Below are 435 nucleotides of genomic sequence, written 5' to 3' on the forward strand. Positions count from 1 at the left end.
CCAATCAGAGGATCATAAGTATAAGTAGTGATCTGATAAGTTGACAATGCAGAATTATTTCTGAACAGATCTAAAGCTGAGATCAGTGACTGTTCTGATGCTTCGGTATTTAGCTGGGCATCATTAATGGATGCATTTACGATAGCATCAATAGCAGACTGGGAAATATCTGATAATTTTGCGCCTTCTATTTTTGCGATGGGCTGGGTTTGGTTGTAACCCCAGATGATCGTTGTTGAGATACCATTTTTTGCGGTGTACTGCTGGAGGTTGCCTTTGGAATCGTATTTGTCGTAGGTAACTTCTGTGGATGAAACTGTAGGGTTTTGTAAATCGTAAGATAATACAGATGTTGGAAATAAATTAGCAGGATTATCATACTTTGTCTCACTTTTTGAAATAAGCTTTCCTGATACATCATTTGCATCTTTCTTG

The 435-nt window shown here is 37.7% G+C and carries 1 pseudogene; it reads right to left on the bottom strand.

From position 1 onward, the window contains the following. Positions 1 to 435 (bottom strand): annotated as a pseudogene (locus tag DRF60_RS21325) (hypothetical protein); the annotation flags it as partial.

Source organism: Chryseobacterium elymi, from assembly GCF_003385495.1.
Lineage (GTDB): Bacteria > Bacteroidota > Bacteroidia > Flavobacteriales > Weeksellaceae > Chryseobacterium > Chryseobacterium elymi.